Origin of the sequence: Aeromicrobium sp. Root344 (genome assembly GCF_001425755.1) — a bacterium.
Taxonomy (GTDB): domain Bacteria; phylum Actinomycetota; class Actinomycetes; order Propionibacteriales; family Nocardioidaceae; genus Aeromicrobium.
The window spans coordinates 1,856,110-1,871,750 of the sequence record NZ_LMDH01000001.1 but is presented as its reverse complement, the minus strand read 5'-3'; the positions used below and the strand labels follow the sequence as shown (position 1 = coordinate 1,871,750).

17 protein-coding genes and 2 tRNA genes are annotated in these 15,641 nt (G+C 68.7%); 9 read left to right on the top strand and 10 right to left on the bottom strand.

Annotated elements, in window-relative coordinates; translation table 11 throughout:
- The first annotated feature begins 33 nt into the window (after positions 1-33).
- Together ASC61_RS09265 and ASC61_RS09260 are read left to right on the top strand one after the other, a co-directional pair.
- Positions 34-573, top strand: coding sequence for a TetR/AcrR family transcriptional regulator (locus ASC61_RS09265; protein WP_056211203.1), 540 nt, complete (start codon positions 34-36; stop codon positions 571-573).
- Positions 573-2,699, top strand: a complete 2,127-nt coding sequence (locus ASC61_RS09260; protein ID WP_056211201.1) for an MMPL family transporter — start codon at positions 573-575, stop codon at positions 2,697-2,699. Before ASC61_RS09265 ends, ASC61_RS09260 begins: the two co-directional genes overlap by 1 nt.
- Before the next feature lie 188 nt (positions 2,700-2,887).
- Here the strand turns inward: ASC61_RS09260 and ASC61_RS09255 are convergent, their stop codons facing one another.
- Both ASC61_RS09255 and ASC61_RS09250 read right to left on the bottom strand, forming a co-directional pair.
- Positions 2,888-3,535 carry a LuxR C-terminal-related transcriptional regulator gene (locus ASC61_RS09255; RefSeq protein WP_056211199.1) on the bottom strand — a complete coding sequence of 216 codons (648 nt, stop codon included), beginning with the start codon at positions 3,533-3,535 and terminating at the stop codon, positions 2,888-2,890.
- Positions 3,487-4,803 carry a sensor histidine kinase gene (locus tag ASC61_RS09250; RefSeq protein WP_082530555.1) on the bottom strand — a complete coding sequence of 439 codons (1,317 nt, stop codon included), beginning with the start codon at positions 4,801-4,803 and terminating at the stop codon, positions 3,487-3,489. Before ASC61_RS09250 ends, ASC61_RS09255 begins: the two co-directional genes overlap by 49 nt.
- 166 nt (positions 4,804-4,969) lie before the next feature.
- On the opposite strand from ASC61_RS09250, the gene ASC61_RS09245 reads away from it, so the two are divergent.
- Positions 4,970-7,129: an MMPL family transporter gene (locus tag ASC61_RS09245; RefSeq protein ID WP_056211197.1), complete on the top strand. Its 2,160-nt coding sequence runs from the start codon at positions 4,970-4,972 to the stop codon at positions 7,127-7,129.
- 94 nt (positions 7,130-7,223) lie between these two features.
- Here ASC61_RS09245 and ASC61_RS09240 read toward each other — a convergent pair whose 3' ends face one another.
- The 6 genes from ASC61_RS09240 to ASC61_RS09215 form a co-directional block, all read right to left on the bottom strand.
- Positions 7,224-8,138: an ABC transporter substrate-binding protein gene (locus tag ASC61_RS09240; protein ID WP_056211195.1), complete on the bottom strand. Its 915-nt coding sequence runs from the start codon at positions 8,136-8,138 to the stop codon at positions 7,224-7,226.
- 20 nt (positions 8,139-8,158) lie between these two features.
- Positions 8,159-8,839, bottom strand: a complete 681-nt coding sequence (locus ASC61_RS09235; protein ID WP_056211194.1) for an ABC transporter permease — start codon at positions 8,837-8,839, stop codon at positions 8,159-8,161.
- A complete protein-coding gene (locus tag ASC61_RS09230; protein WP_056211193.1) occupies positions 8,839-9,534 on the bottom strand; it encodes an ABC transporter permease in 696 nt (231 codons plus the stop codon). Before ASC61_RS09230 ends, ASC61_RS09235 begins: the two co-directional genes overlap by 1 nt.
- Positions 9,535-9,559: 25 nt before the next feature.
- Complete coding sequence (locus tag ASC61_RS09225; RefSeq protein ID WP_056211192.1) at positions 9,560-10,372, bottom strand: ABC transporter ATP-binding protein; 813 nt, start codon at positions 10,370-10,372, stop codon at positions 9,560-9,562.
- A 105-nt stretch (positions 10,373-10,477) separates the two neighbouring features.
- Positions 10,478-10,903, bottom strand: coding sequence for a rhodanese-like domain-containing protein (locus tag ASC61_RS09220; protein ID WP_056211191.1), 426 nt, complete (start codon positions 10,901-10,903; stop codon positions 10,478-10,480).
- Positions 10,900-11,412 (bottom strand): cysteine dioxygenase, encoded by a 513-nt coding sequence (locus tag ASC61_RS09215; protein ID WP_056215503.1) that lies wholly within the window; start codon positions 11,410-11,412, stop codon positions 10,900-10,902. The genes ASC61_RS09220 and ASC61_RS09215 overlap by 4 nt, the downstream gene beginning before the upstream one ends.
- Positions 11,413-11,576: 164 nt before the next feature.
- Between ASC61_RS09215 and ASC61_RS09210 the strand changes: the two genes are divergently transcribed.
- The 6 genes from ASC61_RS09210 to ASC61_RS09185 all read left to right on the top strand — a co-directional run bounded on the left by ASC61_RS09210 (position 11,577) and on the right by ASC61_RS09185 (position 14,165).
- Complete coding sequence (locus ASC61_RS09210; protein ID WP_056211190.1) at positions 11,577-11,885, top strand: hypothetical protein; 309 nt, start codon at positions 11,577-11,579, stop codon at positions 11,883-11,885.
- Between the two features lie 65 nt (positions 11,886-11,950).
- Positions 11,951-12,027: transfer RNA gene (locus ASC61_RS09205), tRNA-Asp, on the top strand.
- Between the two features lie 110 nt (positions 12,028-12,137).
- A tRNA-Phe gene (locus ASC61_RS09200) sits at positions 12,138-12,211 on the top strand.
- Between the two features lie 198 nt (positions 12,212-12,409).
- Positions 12,410-13,165: an SDR family oxidoreductase gene (locus ASC61_RS09195; protein WP_056211189.1), complete on the top strand. Its 756-nt coding sequence runs from the start codon at positions 12,410-12,412 to the stop codon at positions 13,163-13,165.
- A gap of 2 nt (positions 13,166-13,167) precedes the next feature.
- A complete protein-coding gene (locus ASC61_RS09190; RefSeq protein WP_056211187.1) occupies positions 13,168-13,950 on the top strand; it encodes a COG4280 domain-containing protein in 783 nt (260 codons plus the stop codon).
- Positions 13,947-14,165 carry a hypothetical protein gene (locus tag ASC61_RS09185; RefSeq protein ID WP_056211185.1) on the top strand — a complete coding sequence of 73 codons (219 nt, stop codon included), beginning with the start codon at positions 13,947-13,949 and terminating at the stop codon, positions 14,163-14,165. Before ASC61_RS09190 ends, ASC61_RS09185 begins: the two co-directional genes overlap by 4 nt.
- On the opposite strand, the gene ASC61_RS09180 is transcribed toward ASC61_RS09185, so the two are convergent.
- Positions 14,134-14,703 (bottom strand): DUF2878 family protein, encoded by a 570-nt coding sequence (locus tag ASC61_RS09180; protein WP_056211184.1) that lies wholly within the window; start codon positions 14,701-14,703, stop codon positions 14,134-14,136. The genes ASC61_RS09185 and ASC61_RS09180 overlap by 32 nt on opposite strands.
- The gene (locus ASC61_RS09175) at positions 14,700-15,596 is read right to left on the bottom strand and encodes a sterol desaturase family protein (protein WP_056211182.1); all 897 of its coding nucleotides are present in this window, start codon (positions 15,594-15,596) and stop codon (positions 14,700-14,702) included. Before ASC61_RS09175 ends, ASC61_RS09180 begins: the two co-directional genes overlap by 4 nt.
- Positions 15,597-15,641 lie beyond the last annotated feature (45 nt).

Sequence of the window (15,641 nt, the reverse complement as noted above, 5' to 3'; positions counted from 1 at the left end):
ACAAGTTTGTGAGTCGTCACTAACTTGATCCGCATGGCACCCGCAACGCGTATGAAGGCCGAGGATCGCAAGGTCCTGATCCTCGAGGCAGCGATCGAGGAGTACGGCCGATCCGGCATGCATGCGACCTCCACGGAGGTCATCGCCGAGCGCGCCGGGGTGTCCCAGCCCTACCTGTTCCGCCTGTTCGGCACCAAGGCCGGACTCATCGCCGCGGCGATCGAGCACCACACACTCAACCTCCGCAAGACCTTCCGCGAGGCCGCGGAGAACCGCGATCCCGGCACGTCACCGCTCGAGGCGATGGCGATGGCCTACATCGGCTTCATGAACGACGACGTCAACTCGATGCGGTGCCAGCTGCACACCTGGGCAGCCGGCTCCGACCCCGCGATCAAGGACGTCGCCCAGCGGACCTACCGCGAGATCTGGCAGGACATCGCCGCCCTGAGCGGCGCGACAGCGGACGAGGTCCGCGACTTCATGGCCCAGGGGATGTTGCTCACCGTGGTGGCAGCCCTCGACCTCACCGAGCTGTACGGCGACCCGCTCGCCGTCGCAAAGGAGTTCTGATGTTCAACGCACTCGGCCGCCTGGCCAACACCCACCCGCGTCGCGTGCTCGGCGTGACGGTCCTGTTCTTCGTCCTCGCCGGCGTGCTCGGCGGGCCCGTCGCAGGGCTGCTCAACAGCGACAACGACTCGTTCTCCGACACCGGCGCGAGCAGCGCGAAGGCGATCGACCAGATCGAGAAGGCAGCGGGCCAGGACGCCTCGCCCAGCCTGATCGCGCTCGTCGACGTCGACGACAAGGCGGCGATCGCCAAGACGCAGGAGATCCTGTCCGACCCGTCGGTCAAGCAGGTCGTGGGCGGACCGGAGATGGGCGAGCAGTTCGTCTCCAAGGACGGCACCCAGACCTACTTCGCCGCGATCTACCGCTCCGGCGTCGACTCCGACAAGACCACCGAGCACCTGCGCGATGAGCTCGGGCGGGTCGACGGCGTACGCGTCGGCGGTTTCGGCCCGGCGTACCAGGAGGTCAACGAGCACGTCGAGAGCGACCTCGTGACGGCGGAGCTCATCGCGTTCCCGTTGCTGTTCCTGGTGTCGCTGTGGGTGTTCCGGTCCGCGGTCGCCGCCCTCCTGCCGCTGCTCGTCGGTGGACTGACGATCGTCACCTCGCTGCTGGTCGTGCGTGGCATCAACGAGTTCGTCGACATCTCGATCTTCGCGCTCAACCTCATCACGGGCCTTGGCCTGGGCCTCGCGATCGACTACTCCTTGTTCCTCGTCTCGCGCTATCGCGAGGAGCTCGAGCGGGTGGGCCCGGGCGCCGAGGCCGTCCGCCGAACTGTCGCCACGGCCGGGCGTACCGTCGCCTTCTCGGCGGTGACCGTCGCGGGCGCCGGGCTCGCGCTGCTGGTCTTCCCGCTGCGCTTCCTCTACTCGATGGGCATCGGCGTGTCGGTCGTCGCCCTCGCCGCCGCAGCGGTGTCGCTGATCGTGCTGCCAGCCCTGTTCGCGGTGCTGCAGCACCGGGTCAACGCCCTCGCGCCTCGCCGCTGGCGCGAGGCCCAGATCGCCGAGTCCCGCGCCGAAGTGCAGGGCTTCTGGTACCGCGTCTCGAAGTTCGTCATGCGCTTCCCGGTCGGCACCGCGATCGCCGGCGCCGCGATCCTGCTGGCGCTCGGCACCCCGTTCCTCGGCGTGAAGTTCACCGGCGTCGACGCCACGGTGCTGCCCGACGGCAGCCCGGCCAAGACCGTCGACACGGTGCTGCGCCAGGACTTCGTCGGCGCCGAGTCCTCCCCCGTCATCGTGGCGGTCACCGCGCCGGAGTCGGACCAGTCCGAGCTCGAGGCGTACGCGTCGACGCTCGGGGCGCTCGACGGCGTCGCACAGGTCGCGCCGCCCCGGTTCCTGGGCGACGACACCTGGCAGCTCGACGTCGTCCCCACCGGCACGACGCTCGACGACAAGACGCTCGACCTGGTCGGCGAGATCCGCGACACCGACGCACCGGGCAAGGTGCTCGTGGGCGGTGCCAGCGCCGAGCAGGTCGACCAGGTCGCGTCGATCGCCGCCAACATCCCGCTGGCGCTCGCCATCCTCGCCCTGCTGACGTTCATCACGTTGTTCCTGATGACCGGCTCCGTCATCCTGCCGATCAAGGCGCTGCTGATGAACGTGCTGACGATCAGTGCGACGTTCGGCGTGCTGGTGCTGATCTTCCAGGACGGCCGGTTCGAGGGGTTCCTCGACTACTCGAGCCAGGGCGCGCTCGAGTCGTCACAGCCGGTGTTCCTGTTCGCGGTCGTGTTCGGGTTGTCGACGGACTACGCGGTGTTCCTGCTGACCCGGATCAAGGAGGCGCGTGACGCCGGCGCCGGCGAGCGGGAGTCGGTCGCCCTGGGACTGCAACGTACGGGCCGCATCGTCACGGCCGCCGCCCTGCTGTTCGCGATCGCCCTCGGCGCGTTCGCGACGTCGCAGATCATCTTCATCAAGGAGCTGGGCATCGGCACGGCGCTGGCGGTGCTGATCGACGCGACGATCGTCCGGGCCATGCTGGTGCCATCGCTGATGGCGCTGCTCGGGCGGCGCAACTGGTGGGCGCCGCCGTTCCTGCGCCGGCTGCACGACCGGATCGGCATCAGCGAAGGCCGTCCGGCCGACCTCGAACGCGTCGACGCCTGAGGCGTCAGGGACCGGCGGGTCTCGCTCTCCACCCTCCGGAGAGCGGGGCCCGCCCTCTTCGTCGTCGTGCGTGCGGCGGTGAGCTGGGTCGAACGCCGGCGACTCCGGTTCGACCCAGGACACCGCCAGCGGGACCAGGTTCGACCCAGGACACCGCCTGCGGGACCAGGTTCGACCCAGGTCACCGCTCAGCCCTGCAGGTAGGCGATCACGGCGAGGACGCGGCGGTTGTTGCTGTCGTCGTCGGCGTCGAGGTCGAGCTTCATGAAGATGTTGCTGGTGTGCTTGCTGATGGCCTTCTCGGTCACGAAGAGGGCGGCGGCGATCGCGGCGTTGGAGCGGCCCTCCGCCATCAGGCCGAGCACCTCTCGCTCGCGATCGGTCAGGCGGGCGATCGGGCTGTCGGGCTGCGCGCGGGCGATCAGCGTCGAGACGACCTCGGGGTCGAGCACCGTGCCGCCACCGGCGACCGTACGCACGGCGTCGACGAACGTCGTGACGTCGGCGACGCGGTCCTTGAGCAGGTAGCCGACCGCGCCGTCACCGCTGCCGAGCAGCTCACGTGCATAGAGTTGCTCGACGTACTGCGACAGGACCAGCACGGGGAATCCGGGGCGCTCCGCGCGGGCGGCGATCGCCGCCCGCAGGCCCTCGTCGGTGAACGTCGGCGGCATGCGTACGTCGACCACCGCGATGTCGGCATCGTGGGTCCGGAGCACCTCGCCGAGCTTCTCCGCGTCCTCGACCGCCGCCACGACCTCGAAGTCGTACGCCTCCAGGAGCCGGGTCAGGCCGTCCCGGAGGAGGGCGAGATCTTCGGCGATGACAACGCGCACGGAACCTCCAGGGTGACGACCGTCGGCCCCCCGACGGGACTGACCACGTCCATCGTGCCGTCAAATGCCGCCAGCCGTCGCGCGACCCCCGCAAGACCCGTGCCGGCGTTGATCGAAGCGCCGCCCGCGCCGTCGTCCTCGACGACGACCTTGAGCGCCTCTCCGTCGTGCGTGACCTCGATGACCGCCCGCGTCGCACCGGAGTGCTTGCCGATGTTGGCGAGCAGCTCGCTCGTGGCGAAGTAGAGCGCCGACTCGACCGGCGCTGCCGGCCGGCCCGCGAGGTTGATCATGACCGACACCGGCAGCGACATGTCGAGCGCCAGGGCCTGGATCGCACCGGCCAGACCGCGATCGGCGAGCACTGGAGGGTGGATCCCGCGTACGACCGAGCGCAGGTCGCCGAGCGCGGAGGTCGTCACGGCTCGCGCCTCCGCCAGCATCGCGGCGGCGCCTTCGGGGTTCTTGGCCAGCATCTCCTCGGCCATGCCGAGGTTCATGCCGAGCGCGACGAGCCGGGCCTGGGCACCGTCGTGGAGGTCGCGCTCGATGCGGCGCAGCTCGGCGGCTGAGTGGTCGATCGTCTCGGCACGTGACTGCGACACCTCGGCCACGCGACGCTCCAGGAACTCCCGCGTGGGCGACAGCATCGCCCGGTCGAGCTCGGCGCGCCAGCGCATCAGGACGGGAAGCAGCCACCACCAGAGACTGAACGCGACGAGGAGCCAGATCCACTCGAAGAACGACTCCGCCTGGGTGTCGAGCCGGAAGAACCCGTAGTTCATGTCGAACACGCCGTTGGGCGTGACCCAGTAGACGAACGGGAAGACGAGGTACCAGAGCACGCCGAGGCCGAGGCCGAACGAGATCCACGCGAGGGCCCAGCCGACCGTGACCGACATGTAGGTCCAGGCGAAGTCGCGCCAGCGGGCCGGGTCGGCGACCCAGCGCTTGAGCAGGCCGAAACCCGACACCGACTTCGTGGGCAGGTACGGCCGTTCGATGTGGATGCCGAGGATGCGCCCGGCGAGCCGGCGGTGCACGTTGGCCAGCTGCTGGTTGAGCGGCACGAAGATCAGGAGGAGTGCCATGCCGACGCCGACGATCGCGACGCCGAGGGCTGTGGTGAGGACGCAGAGGAGCACGAGCGCGGGCACGGCCAACAGGACGTACGCGACCGACAAGACGCTCAGCTTGAGCCGGCGCGACAGGCCGGCGAAGAACGACTCCCCCTCGAACGGCGAGGTGGCGGGGACGGTGGTGCTCATGACAGGGACTCCGAATCGTGGGGGTGAATCACCCAATCCTCGCGCATCGGCATCCGTCTGACAGTGGGCTCAGGCCTACTTCCGATCGGGGTTCCAGCACCATGTCGACGCGGCTCGCGATTCACGAGGCTGGAGGCCAACGTCAACCACGAGAGAAGGACACATCATGTCTTCGAACTCCCCCACCGTACGAGTCGCCCGCTGGAGCGCGACGCACCCGTGGCGAGCGATCGGCCTCTGGGTCGCGTTCGTCGCGTCGGCGATCGCCCTCATGATGACCGTGCAGACCAAGCAGGTCGCCGACGAGGACTTCCGCGTCGGCGAGTCAGGTCGCGCCGCCGCCATGATCGACGACGCCGGCCTGGCCGGGAGCCCGACCGAGTCCGTCCTCATTACCGCCCCCAAGGGCTCGCTCGACACGGCCAAGGCGGAGGCCGCCGCGACCCAGGTGTCCAAGGCGGCAACCGACGTCACGGGCGTCTCCGACGTCGGGCCACCCATCTGGTCGGAGAAGCACGACGCCCTGCTCGTGCCGATCACGATGTCAGGCGACGAGGACGCCGCAGCGGACCATGTCGGGGCGCTGATCGACGCCACCGCGAAGGTCCAGAAGGCCAACCCGGGGCTCGACGTCGAGCAGGCCGGCGACGCGTCGCTCGACGCGGGCATCAACGACAAGGTCTCCGAGGACCTGGCCTCCGCCGAGTCGATGAGCCTGCCGATCACGTTCCTGATCCTGCTCGTCGCGTTCGGTGCGTTCATCGCGGCCGGCATCCCCGTGCTGCTGGCGATCACGTCGGTCTTCACGGGCCTCGGCCTGTACGCCCCGGTGTCGTACCTCGTGCCCGACTCGGGCACCGTCGCCAACGTCGTGCTGCTGATCGGCATGGCGGTCGGGGTCGACTACTCGCTGTTCTACCTCAAGCGCGAGCGGGAGGAACGGATGCGCGGGCGGTCCACCGTGGACGCGATCGAGATCGCTGCGGCGACCTCGGGCCGCGCGGTCGTGGTCTCCGGCTTCGCCGTCGTCGTCTCGATGTCGGGCCTCTTCATCACCCGCGAGCCGGTCTTCAGCGCGCTCGCCGTCGGCTCGATCCTCGTGGTCGTGGTCGCCGTGATCGGCTCGTTGACCGTGCTGCCGGCCCTGCTGGCCAAGCTCGGCCGCTGGGTCGACCGTCCCCGCATCCCCCTGCTGTGGCGCCTCAACCGACGTATCGGCGCGGGCGGCATCAGCGGTCGCCTGATCCGTCCGGTCATCCGCAAGCCTGTGGCGGCAGCCGTGATCTCCGGCGGCGTCCTGCTGGCTCTCGCGGTCCCCGCGTTCGGCATGAAGATGCATCAGGGCACGATCGACACCCTGCCGCAGGACATCCCGGCGGTGCAGGCGTACCAGCGGCTGCAGCAGAGCTTCCCGTCGGAGCGGCCCAGCATCGACGTGCTGGTGCACACCGGCAAGGGCAGCACGGACGCCGCGCGGTCGGCGCTCGAGGCCGTCCAGGCCGACGCCGTTGACGCCGGAATCGCGACAGCCCCCGACGACGCCATCACGGTGTCGAAGGACGGCCGCACCGTCGAGCTGTCGATGTACGCGGCACATCCTGAGGGCGATGTCCGCAACGACGCCGCCCTCACGCAGCTGCGTGACGCGATCGTCCCGCGGGCGACGGACTCGCTCCAGGCCACGACGACGGCAGTCGGTGGCACGGTCGCGGAGAACTTCGACTACGAGAACCAGCCGTCGACCCTTCCCTGGGTCATCGCGTTCGTGCTGGTCCTGACGCTCGTCATGATGGGTTGGACGTTCCGCAGCGTCACGATCGCGATGCTGACGACGGTGCTCAACCTGCTGTCGGTCGGTGCCGCGTTCGGTGTCCTGACGCTCGTGTTCCAGCACGACTGGTTCAACGGCCTGCTCAACTACGAGTCCTCCGGATTCGTCGTCGACTGGATCCCGCTGTTCTGCTTCGTGGTCCTGGTCGGCCTGTCGATGGACTACCACGTGTTCGTCCTGAGCCGGGTCCGTGAAGGCCTTCGCAACGGCCTGCCGTACGAGCGGGCTGTCGAGTTCGGCATCCGCGACACGGCCAGCGTCGTCACCAGTGCGGCGGTCGTGATGGTCTCGGTGTTCGCGGTCTTCGCGACGCTGAGCATGCTCGAGATGAAGCAGATGGGCATCGGCCTCTCGGTCGCCATCTTGATCGACGCGACGCTCGTCCGCCTCGTGCTGATGCCGGCACTGCTGCTCAAGCTGCGCGGCCGGCTCGAGCGCCTCGGTGAGGTCAAGAGCGCCGAGGACGCGTACGCCCCGAAGCCCGCGCTCGTCTAGGCGGGACCGGCAAGCTCCTTGAGCTTGTCGCAAGGAGAAGAGAGAACGGCCCGGTCACCTCGCGGTGGCCGGGCCGTTCGTTGTTGCTGAGGGACTAGATGAGGCCCTTGTCGGTCAGCCACTGCTTGGCCAGCACCGCCGGGGCGGTCTTGTCGGCGCCCTGGTTCTTGCTGTTGAGGTCGAGCAGGTCGGCCGTCGTCAGCTGCGCCGAGATGTCGTCGAGGACCTTCTCGACCTTGTCGGACGCCTTGTCGTCGTTGATCAGCGGGATGACCTGCTGCGCGGCGATGAGGTTCTTGGGGTCCTCCAGCGTCACGAGCTTGTTGGCCAGGATCGACGGCGTCGTGGAGTAGATGTCCGCGACGTCGATGTCACCGTCGAGCAGCGACTTGAGGGTCTTGGGCCCACCGCCGTCGCCGATCGGGACGAACTTGATGCCGCTGATGCCGTAGACCTTCTCGAGCCCCGGGATGCCGTAGGCACGCTCCTTGAACTCGGGGTTGGCGCCGAGGGTCAGGTCCTTGACGCTCTTGAGGTCCTCGATGGTCTTGACGTTGTTCTTGGCGGCGAACTCCGGCGTGACGTTGAGCGAGTCCTTGTCCTCGGCCTTGGCGGCGTCCAGCACGTCAAGGTTGTCGGGAAGGGCGTCGTCGAGTGCCGCCTCGATGTCGGCCTCGGAGGTGGCCGTCGCCTTCGGGTCGAGGTAGGACAGCAGGTTGCCCGAGTACTCCGGCAGCAGGTCGATCTCGCCCTTCTTGAGCGCGGGGATGTAGACCTCACGAGCGCCGATGTTGAGCTTCTTCTTGACCTTGACGCCCTTGGCCTCCAGTGCCTGGGCGTAGATCTCGGCGATGATCTCGTTCTCGGGGAAGGCGGCCGAGCCGACGGTGATCGTGTCACCGGCGGACTTCTTGCCACTCGAGTCGGTCGGGTCGCTGCCGCACGCCGACAGGGACAGACCCAGGGCGGCGACGGCGGCGATGCCGGCGGTGAGCTTGGTGATGGACATGTTTCTCCTTGAGGGGTTGCTCACGCCACGGTGGGCGTGCGGGAGGGACGCGAGCCGAGGGCGACTCGCTGGAGGATGACGAAGAGTCCGTCGAGGACGAGAGCGAGGGCGATCACGACGACGGAGCCGCCGACGATGCGGGCGTAGTCGCTGACGGCGAGGCCGTCGATCAGGTAGCGGCCGAGGCCGCCCGGTCCGGGGATGTAGGCGGCGACCGTGGCGGTCGCCACGACCTGCAGCGTCGCCGAGCGGAATCCGCCGATGATCAAGGGGAGCGCGAGCGGCACCTCGACCTTGCGGAGGATCTGCCACTCGGTCATGCCGATCGCCCGTGCGGCGTCGATCGTCTGGCGGTTGACCGACTCGAGGCCGGCATAGGCGCCGGCCAGCAACGGCGGGATGGCGAGCAGCACGAGCGTGAAGATCGCCGGCTTGATGCCGATGCCGGAGAACAGCGAGGCGTACGCGAGCACGCCGAGCGTGGGGAGCGCCCGCAACGCACCGGTGCTGATCACAGCGAGCCCACGCAGCCGTCCGGTGTGCCCGACCCACAACCCGATCGGGATCGCAATCGCGGCGGCGATCACGACGGTCAAGGCGGTGTAGTCGAGGTGCTGGGCCAGCCGGTGCGGGATGCCGTCGTCGCCCGACCAGTTGGCCGAGTCGCCGAGCCAGTCGACGGTGTCGTTGAGCACGCTCATCAACCAACACCCCCCAAGTGCTGGGCGAACGAGACGATGGGCTTGATCGGCGTGCGTTGCCCGCCGGTGTACGCCCACGGCATCAGCAGCCGACCCGCGATCACCAGGACGAGGTCGAACAGCAGGGCGAGGCCCACGATGCCGATGACCCCGATCAGGATCTCGGCGTCGTTGTCGGTGCGGTAGCCCTCGGTGAACAGCGAGCCGAGGTTGCTGACCCCGATCAGGGCGCCGACGCTCACGAGGCTCACGGTGCTGACCGCCACGACCCGCAGGCCGGCGAGCAGCACCGGACCGGCGAGCGGCAGCTCGACCAGGAAGGCCCGCCCGGCCGGCGCGAAACCGGTCGCCGTCGCAGCGTCGAGCACCGCCGGCGAGACCGATTCGAAAGCATCCGCGGCGGAGCGAACCATGATCGCCACGGCATAGACGGTCAGCGCCACCACGACGTTGACCGGATCGAGGAAACCGGTGCCGATGATGCTGGGCAGGACGAGGAAGAACGCCAGGGACGGAATCGTGTAGAGGATGCCGCCGAGGCTCAGGATCGTGCCCCTGAGCCTGCGGTGCCGGTTGGCGAACCAGCCGATCGGGACCGCGATCACGAATCCGAGCAGGATCGGCAGCCCGCTGAGCCACAGGTGGCTCAGCAGGAGGTCCCACACCTTGTCGGTGTTGGCGTTGAACCAGGTCATGCCTGATTCCTTCGCTGGCGCTCGGTCATTCGGCCAGGACTCCTGTGGCCTTGCCCGACTCGTCGACGACGATGCGGGTGCCGTTGCGCTCCTCGACGTGCAGCGTGCGGCGCCCCTTGTCGAGCCCGATGAAGCTGCTGACGAAGTCGTTGGCCGGCTTGGCCAGGATGTCGGCGGGTGAGCCGACCTGGGCGATCTCGCCACCCTTCTTGAGGATCACGACCTGGTCGCCGAGCAGGAACGCCTCGTCGATGTCGTGGGTGACGAACACGATGGTCTTGTCGAGCTCACGCTGCAGGCGGAGCAGCTCCTGCTGGAGCTCGTCGCGCACGATGGGGTCGACCGCGCCGAACGGCTCGTCCATCAGCAGGATGTTGGGATCGGTCACGAGCCCGCGGGCCACGCCCACACGTTGCTGCTGGCCGCCCGAGAGCTGGGCCGGATAACGGTTGGCCAGTGAGGAGTCGAGCCCGACCGTCTCGAGCACCTCGTGGGCGCGGTCGCGGGCTTCCTTCTTGCTCGCGCCCTTGAGCCGCATCATCAGCGCGACGTTGTCGATGACCTTGCGGTGCGGGAGCAGGCCGGCCTCCTGCATGACGTAGCCGATGCTGCGCCGCAGCTCGACCTTGTTGCGAGTCGCGACGTCGACGTCGTCGATCAGCACCTGGCCGTGCGACGGATCGACCATCCGGTTGACCATGCGCAGCAGCGTCGTCTTGCCGCAGCCGGACGAGCCGACGAACACCGTGGTCGTACGCGACGGGAGCTGGAGGCTGAAGTCCCCGACCGCCTCGGTGCCGTCTGCGAACGTCTTGCCGATGGAGCGGTACTCGATCATGCGGTCCTCCGCGTTTCGCGATAGGTAGGCATTGAACTGGGCAAACGGGCTTCGGACAGTCTGGCGTGTATCCACCCCGCGCGGCAATGCGAACGGAACGTCATCTCATGACGAGGTGGTGACACCGACCACCGTCTCGACCGGCGTGGGACCCGTCGCAACGGGCAGGCCGGCAGCGCGCCACGCGTGGATGCCACCCACGATGTCGCTCGCCGGCAGGCCGAGCGAGACGAGCGCGGAAGCCGCGAGCGATGAGGTGTAACCCTCGGTGCAGACCACGATCCACTCCTGTCCGTCTCGCGCCTGGGGCAGGCTCGCACCCGAGGCCGGATGCAGACGCCACTCCAGATGATTGCGCTCGACTATGACAGAACCGGGAATCTCGCCATCTGATTCCCGTTGCCACGCAGGACGGATGTCGACGATCAGCGCGCCCGTGGTCACGCGGGCGTACGCCTCGAGGGGTTCGAGTCGTTCGAGGGACCCCCTGGCGGACGCCAACAGGTCGTCGACCGAGGCGTACGTCGTCACGACGCCTGCCTCAGCGACGGGGCCGGAGCCTCGGGGTCGTCGGTCCACATCGACGCGAGCTTGGTGAGCTGGTGGCCGTCGACGTCGTAGTAGTTCATGAGCGACAGCGGCGGCGAGTACGCGTGGACGCTGACGGCGGTCTCGGTCCGTACGTTGCGCACGTCGTGCACGTAGTGCTCGCCGAAGATCACCGAGTCGCCCTCGCCGCGTACGGTCTCGGCGAGCACCTCGGCGCCCGGCGTCCAGACGGCCTCGCTGAGCTCACCGCTGACGACCGTGAACGAGCCCGACGAGCCGCCGTGATCGTGCAGCTGCGTGCCCTGGTCGGTGGTCCAGCTGATGAGCCACACGTCGACCTGGTCATCGCATCGCAGCCTCACGTGCCACCGGCTCTCCTGGTCGGCGTGGACCTCGTAGAGGCCAGCGCGAACGTCCTCGGCGACAGTGCTCGTCAGGGCGGCGAGCTCGGCCAGCGACAGGGGTGCGTCGGTCGTGGGGCGAGCAGTCATGACGCCATACAAGCGCGGTTCGGCACCCGGGAACGCCGTGTTCACAGCGTGGACACGGGCCTACGATCGCTCGGACATGCGCTACGCCACGCCGCGGCTAGGCTGGTGAGAGTGCCTCGGGGGCACGTCGCGTGCCGCCCGGCGCCCGACAGGGAGGACACCTCATGAAGTGGCTCGTCATCATCGTCATCCTGCTCATCGTGGCGGTGGGCATCCTGTGGCTGCGCACCGTCAGGCAGGGCCCGGACACCGTCGACTCGCGGCAGCCGCACCGTCTCGACGACTCCGTCGCGCCGACCGGTGACGCGGACAACCCGTTGCCTCCGGGCGGCCAGGCTGTCGCCGGCGGAGCGACCGGCGGTCCGCCCATCGAGCCAGCGTCGACTGCCACCTGGGCGACCGAGGAGGCCGGACCGACCGAGCCCGGACCGGGTGAGGATCTGCCGCCCTCGGAGACCCGTCCGAACGCCTGACCCGTTTTGTTCGCGGGGGTGCCCGTACGTTACAGTTGCGTGCGCGGTTCACCCGCGAACAGCAAGGCCCCGTGGCGCAGTTGGTTAGCGCGCCGCCCTGTCACGGCGGAGGTCGCCGGTTCGAGTCCGGTCGGGGTCGCCAGCTGAACGAGACCCACGCACCTGAGTCCAGGTGCGTGGGTTTTTCGTTGCTGCCGATTTCAACCGCACCGGGGCGGTGCGATAAGGTGATCGTCGCTCGTTCGCGGGCACGGCCAGGTAGCTCAGTTGGTACGAGCATCCGCCTGAAAAGCGGAGGGTCGCCGGTTCGACCCCGGCCCTGGCCACAAGACACGGGTTCCGCGAGGTACGAGCGGGGCCCGTTTTTTGTGGCCCGCGGTTGGCACGAGAGACGGCGCCTGCGGTTGGCGGTGACCTAGGTCGTACCCGGCGCCTCGGCGTTCGATCCAGCCCACCGCCCTGCGAAGGAACCCGAGACACGACGTCCGGCCGCTTGCTGACTGGGACCGGCCTAGGCTGAAGGCATGGACCTCGGGCTTCGCGATCGCGTCTATCTCCTCACCGGTGCCGCCAGTGGCCTCGGACTTGCCACCGCACACGCCCTGGTCGACGACGGTGCCCGCGTGGTGATCTCGTCCCGCTCACGGGAGTCGGTCGATCGCGCGGTCGGCGAGCTGGGTGAGCTGGCGATCGGCGTCGCGGTCGACAACGCCGACCCGACCGCACCCGACCAGCTCATCCGGGCTGCCCGCGACGCGTTCGGACGGCTCGACGGGGCCCTGATCAGCGTCGGCGGACCGCCTGCCGGCGCGATCCTCGATCGTACGGAGGACGAGTGGCGCTCGTCGTTCGAGACCGTCTTCCTCGGCGCGATCCGCCTCGCCGTCGCGATCTCGGAGGAGCTCGGTGAGGGTGGCTCGATCGCCTTCGTCCTCTCGACGTCGGCCAAGGCGCCGATCCCCAACCTCGGCATCTCCAACGGACTGCGTCCCGGTCTCGCCATGGCTGCCAAGAACCTCGCCGACGAGCTCGGGCCGCGCGGCATCCGCGTCAACGGGCTGCTGCCCGGCCGGGTCGACACCGAGCGCGTACGCCACCTCGATTCCATGGCGGACGATCCTGCGGCGGCCCGTGCGGCGACCGAGCAGACGATCCCGCTGCGTCGCTACGGCAGGCCCGAGGAGTTCGGTCGCACCGCGGCGTTCCTGCTGTCACCCGCAGCCGGCTTCCTGACCGGCGTCATGCTTCCGGTCGACGGTGGCATGACGAGGAGCATCTAGCCATGGACGGGACGACCGCGGCGCTCGTCAGCGCGGTCTTCTTCGCCTCCTTCGTGGAGTTCGTGGAGGCGTTCACGATCGTCCTCGCGATGGGCGTGACGCGCGGCTGGCGGTCCGCGATCACCGGCACCGTGGCGGCCCTCATCGCCCTGACGGCGTTCACCGCGGTCCTCGGTGTCGCGATCAGCACCTGGCTGTCGGAGTCCCTGCTGCAGCTCACGATCGGCACCCTCCTGCTGATCTTCGGGCTGCAGTGGCTGCGCAAGGCGTGCCTGCGCGCCTCGGGCCTCAAGGCGCTGCACGACGAGGACGCGGAGTTCGCCGAGCAGACCGAGGCCGCCCGCGAGGCGGACCGCACGACGTACGCCGGCATCGACCTCTTCGGCTTCATGGTGTCGTTCAAGGGCGTGTTCCTCGAGGGCGTCGAGGTGGTCTTCATCGTCGTCACCTTCGGCCTCTCCGCCGACGCGCTCGGCATGGCCGTCGCCGGTGCCGTGGTCGCCGGCGTCATCGTGATCGCGCTCGGCGTCGCGCTGCGCAAACCGCTGTCGCGCATCCCCGAGAACACCTTGAAGTACGGCGTCGGCGTCATGCTCGCGTCGTTCGGCACCTATTGGGCCCTCGAAGGCGTCGGCTACTTCCGCGACGGCGAGGAGAGCCTGCACTGGCCGGGCGGCAAGGTCGCCCTCATCGTCCTGGTGGCCGGGTGGTTCGCGGTGACCCGACTCGTGATCGCCGGCCTCGGCCGCTCCCGCACGTCCGCTCCGACGGAGGCAGCCGCATGAGATTCCTCAAGGCCTTCGGCCTGTTCTGGTACGACTTCGTCATCGGCGACGACTGGAAGATCGCAGCGTACGTCGTGGTGACGCTCGCGCTCGTCGCCGTCCTGGCGGTCAACGACGTGCTCAGCGACGGGGCGACCGTCATCGTCGGCACCGCCGTGACGATGGCGTTCTTCGCGCTCGGCGTCAGGTACGACGCCCGGCGGGCACAGCGCTAGCCCTCGAACGTACGAGCGCGACGACATCGGCTGCGGCCAGCGCTCCGTGGAGGTAGAGCGGGAACAGCCACCACGGCACACCGACGACGTCCGGTGCCGCGTAGTCGAACTCACCGAGTGCCGACAGCACCGACTCGCCAAGGACGCCACCGATGGCGATGGCCCCGCAGGCTGCGACCGCGATGCCACGCTCGCGCCGCAGCACGAGCCGTACGACCCACACCACCAGCAGCACCACCGCATACGGCCAGGCGAGGTCGGGGTCCAGCAGCCCTGACACGAGGTACGCCGCGATCACCAGGCCGAGACTGAGCGCGGCCCGGCGCCGGCGCAGCTCGTGCTGCTGGACCCGCCGGCTCACCAGGAGCATCGCGACGCCGGCGAGGAAGAACGTCATCGGGACGATGATCGTCTGGTCCCACACCTGCGGCCCCCAGTGATAGACCAGCGTGCCGGTCCGGACGTGGATCAGCTGGTCGCACGCCGTGAGGAAGCCGGCGAACACCGCGGCAACGACGACCAGCTGCCGGTCGGTCACACCGACTGCGTCTCGCGCGGCTGCTCCGCCTCGGCCCGCTTCTCGCCCGGGTGCCAGCCCGGCGGCATGAAGACGTAGCCGAGCTTCTCCCGCCAGTTCTTCGCGTTGTGGACGTCGCGGAACAGCTCGGCGAAGGCGCCGCACTGCAGCCGCAGCACGTTGTAGGTGTCGACCGGCACCGTCAGCCCGTACGTCGGACGGAACAGCTCCTTCTGGAACGTGCCGAACATGCGGTCCCAGATGATCAGCATCCCGGCGTAGTTCTTGTCGAGGTACTCCGGATCGCTGCCGTGGTGCACCCGGTGGTGCGACGGGGTGTTGAAGACGAGCTCGATGGGCCGCCACATCGTGCCGATCCGCTCGGTGTGCACGAAGAACTGGTAGATCAGGTTGATCGAGAACGCGACGTAGAGCGTCCACGGCTCGAAGCCCAGGAAGGGGAACGGCAGCCAGAACAGCGCCTCGGCCCACGGGTTCCACTTCTGGCGCAGCGCCGTGGAGTAGTTGAAGTACTCGCTCGAGTGGTGCGCCTGGTGCGCGGCCCAGCCGATGCGGACCCGGTGCACGAACCGGTGCTGGAGGTAGAACGCCAGGTCGAGTCCCAGGATCAGGGCCGTCCACGACCACCAGGCGTCATCCGGCAGGTGCCACGGCGCGAGGTGCACGCTGATCGCGACGAACGCCACGAGCGTGCCGAGCTTGAAGACCGCACTCGACACGATCGAGCCGATCCCCATGATCAGGCTGGTGCGTGCGTCCTTGCGCTCGTAGCCGCGCATCTCCTCGTCGGTCTCGAGGAACCTGAACGCGGCGAGCTCGATCAGCAACGACAGGACGAAGAACGGTGCCGCAACGAGGGTCGGGTTCTTCAGCGGGTCGAAAAACTCCTGCATGGCTCCTCCAGACTGATATGACCTTTGGGTAAGTTACCATGAGAT